This is a genomic window from Nonomuraea sp. SBT364, assembly GCF_001083785.1.
Classification (GTDB): Bacteria; Actinomycetota; Actinomycetes; order Streptosporangiales; family Streptosporangiaceae; genus Nonomuraea.
In genome coordinates, this window is the sequence record NZ_LAVL01000316.1 from 1 (window position 1) to 3,114 (window position 3,114).

Annotated in this window: 3 protein-coding genes; 1 reads left to right on the plus strand and 2 read right to left on the minus strand. The window is 69.6% G+C overall.

Features of this window, described 5'->3' with window-relative positions:
• The first annotated feature begins 209 nt into the window (after positions 1-209).
• Positions 210-563, plus strand: a complete 354-nt coding sequence (locus tag ADY59_RS46910; RefSeq protein WP_049577751.1) for an Rv3654c family TadE-like protein — start codon at positions 210-212, stop codon at positions 561-563.
• A 39-nt stretch (positions 564-602) separates the two neighbouring features.
• Here ADY59_RS46910 and ADY59_RS46915 read toward each other — a convergent pair whose 3' ends face one another.
• Together ADY59_RS46915 and ADY59_RS46920 are read right to left on the minus strand one after the other, a co-directional pair.
• A complete protein-coding gene (locus tag ADY59_RS46915; RefSeq protein ID WP_063781000.1) occupies positions 603-1,343 on the minus strand; it encodes a class I SAM-dependent DNA methyltransferase in 741 nt (246 codons plus the stop codon).
• A gap of 136 nt (positions 1,344-1,479) precedes the next feature.
• A partial coding sequence (locus tag ADY59_RS46920; protein ID WP_231619242.1) for a Zn-binding domain-containing protein occupies positions 1,480-3,114 on the minus strand: 1,635 nt, incomplete at its 5' end.

Sequence of the window (3,114 nt, forward strand, 5' to 3'; positions counted from 1 at the left end):
CCTCCCCGCCCTCCCCGTCACAGCAGCAGCCACAGCCGCCACGGAACCCTGACCCACCTCCCGCGACCCCTCAATCGGCCAACACCCGCCCTGACATCGTCAGCCGTGAAAGAAGAACGCCCCACCCCAAGACACAAGCCAGCACCCCCGAACAAGGGCCACGCCTGCTCCGCCCGGACCACCTCACGTCAGCCAGCAGAGAGCGAGACATGTCCGCAAAAGGCAACGACCGAGGCTCGGCCACGCTGTGGGGCGTGGCCCTGATGACCCTCCTCATGGCCGTCGCCACCACCTTCGCCGTGGTGGGCTCCGTCCGCGTGGCACGCCACCGCGTGAACGCCGCCGCCGACCTCAGCGCCCTGGCGGCTGCCAAGCTCGCGCTGATCGACCCGGAAGCCGCCTGTACCCAGGCCGCGGCCATGGCCTCCGAAAACGGCGTCGAGCTGGCGAACTGTACGATCACCGGCGAGGTCGCGGACGTCTGGACCGCACTCCAGATCACGCTTCCCGCCCTCGGCACACGCACCCTCAACGGCAGAGCCAGAGCAGGCCCGGCCCCCTGAAACGCGCAGCAAGGACACCCGTGCCGCCCACGACATCACCTATGCCCGTGTAGCACTGAGCAAAAGGAAAAGCGGAACACGCCGCCGCCGGGCGAACTCCTCAGCCTCACCACCGAACCGAGCCTCGGCAGGCTCGCATTCCCGCAAAGAGTCGAGCGAGAAGCCCGCTCTCAACAACGCGCCGACATAATCTTCGACCGTACGATGAAACCAGACCACATTCCCGCCCATCCATCTGCGGTCCCGGGCGCCTCTGCTGAAATAGTCGTCGACCACCCAGCTCGTACGCGTGCCATCGCTCTGTGAGTCGTAGGCGCTGAGCAGCGGATGTATGACACTGAAGATCAACCGTCCACCAGGCGAAAGACAGTCGCGACAGGCGGCCAGCACCGACTCCACGTCCTCGACATAATGCAGGGCAAGCCGGGAAACAACCAGGTCACACGTACCGGGCGGCGCTGAGAAGTCCTCCATGTCCATCCGGACGACGCGGCCGGCAGTTCCGCGGAGGGATTCGCCGGACGCCGTCACCATGGACGCCGAGCTGTCGACCCCCAGATAGCTCTGGCAGCCCGCGTTCAGCAATTGCAGCCCGGTAGTCGCATCCCCGCAACCGAGATCAATGACCCGTAGCTTGTCGACACTTCCCAGCTCCGCCAGAAATGCCGGCTCTTCCATCACGTGATTGGGGCCGGCAGCGCCGCTGTGCCGATGCCCTAAATACCTGCTGGATATCCGAGGGAGGTCGTAAAAGCGGCCGCCGCGCTCAGGCGTAGTCATGGGCGGCATTCTAAACGCATTGCCAGAATGTGATGTCGAGACGCTGATCCCATTCGCGCTGCCGTTATCGCAGGCCCGGCGATTCCCGTCCTGCTTGGAAAGACGCCCTGCAAGCCGGCGCGTGGACGTACTCGGGTCAGGAGGTGAGGAGGGTGCCGAGGAGGCGGAGGGCGCCGCGCTTGTCCAAGGGCTCGTTGCCGTTGCCGCACTTGGGGGACTGGATGCACGACGGGCAGCCGCGTTCGCATTCGCAGGAGGCGATGGCCTCGCGGGTGGCGGTCAGCCAGTCGGTGGCGCGGGTGAAGCCGCGTTCGGCGAAGCCGGCGCCGCCCTCGTGGCCGTCGTACACGAACACGGTGAGGAGGCCGGTGTCGGCGTGGAGCTCGGTGGACACGCCGCCGATGTCCCAGCGGTCGCAGGTGGCGAACAGAGGGAGCAGGCCGATGGCGGCGTGCTCGGCGGCGTGCGCGGCTCCGCCGAGGTCGAAGCCGTCCTCGGCGAGAGTGGTCACCACGGAGGCGGGGAGCGTCCACCAGACCGCACGGGTCCGCAGGGTGCGCGGCGGTAGGTCGAGGGGCTCGTCGCCGAGCATCTCGCCGGAGTGGAGGCGGCGCTTGAGATAGGAGACGACCTGCCTGGTCACTTCTACGTCGCCGAAGTGGAGGGTGCCGGGCCCCAGAGGCTGGGAGCGGAGGGTGGCGAGGATGGAGATGTCCGTGATGTCGCGTGCGAAGGTCGAATAGTCGGGCTCGGAGCGCGAGACCAGGGCCACGCCGGCTTCCAGGTCGAGGAGCTCCACCAGGTACGTCTCGCCCTGGTGGAGGTAGATGGCGCCGGTGTGGACGGTGGTGTGCGCGGAGGGCTCGTCCACGCTGCCCAGGAGGCGGCCGGTCGACGACTCCACGACGTGGATCGGCGCGCCGCCGCCGCCCCGGATGTCGGCCAGGTCGGTGGCACGCTCGCGCTTCGTCCAGAACCATCCGGCGGGGCGCCGGCGCAGCAGGCCGTCGGTGACCAGGGTGTCGAGGACGTCCGCCGTGGTGGCGCCGAACAGCGGCAGGTCGTCCTCCGTCAGCGGGATCTCGGCAGCCGCGGCGCACAGGTGCGGGCCCAGGACGTACGGGTTGCCGGGGTCCAGGACGATCGCCTCGACCGGCTGGCCGAACAGGGCGTGGGGATGGTGGACCAGGTAGGTGTCCAGAGGGTCGTCGCGGGCGATCAGCACGGCCAGGGCGTCCTGGCCGTCGCGGCCGGCCCGGCCCGCCTGCTGCCACAGGGAGGCGCGGGTGCCCGGCCAGCCGGCGATCAGGACGGCGTCGAGGCCGGACACGTCGACGCCGAGCTCCAGGGCGTTCGTCGTGGCCAGGCCCATGAGGGCGCCGGAGCGCAGGGCCTTCTCCAGGAGCCTGCGGTCCTCGGCCAGGTAGCCAGCCCGGTAGGCGGCGACCTTGTCGGGGAGTGCGGCCCAATCAGGGGTTTCGGGAAGCGCCCACGACAGGGCGTCCGGAGGCACCGTCGCACCGCCGGACGCGCCGGACGCCAGGCCCTTTCGGGGAGTCTCCTGAGCCGCCTCACCCCTCAGCCTGACAACCGGGTCACCGCCCGAATCGCCCCCGGAACCATGCGCGTCGGCAAGCTCGGGACGACCACCGGCGCCGGCCTCAGGGGTGAGGCCGTGACGTGGACCGTAGCCCTTGAGGGTGCCCCGGGCGTTGGTGCGAGAACGGGGGGCGGCGTCGGGCTCGGGGGTGGTGCCGGGACGGAACCCGCC

What these genes read in the sequence shown, in the direction of transcription:
- ADY59_RS46910 (WP_049577751.1), top strand. Translation starts at nt 210, where the DNA reads ATGTCCGCAAAAGGCAACGACCGAGGCTCGGCCACGCTGTGGGGCGTG.
- ADY59_RS46915 (WP_063781000.1), bottom strand. Translation starts at nt 1,343, where the DNA reads ATGACTACGCCTGAGCGCGGCGGCCGCTTTTACGACCTCCCTCGGATA.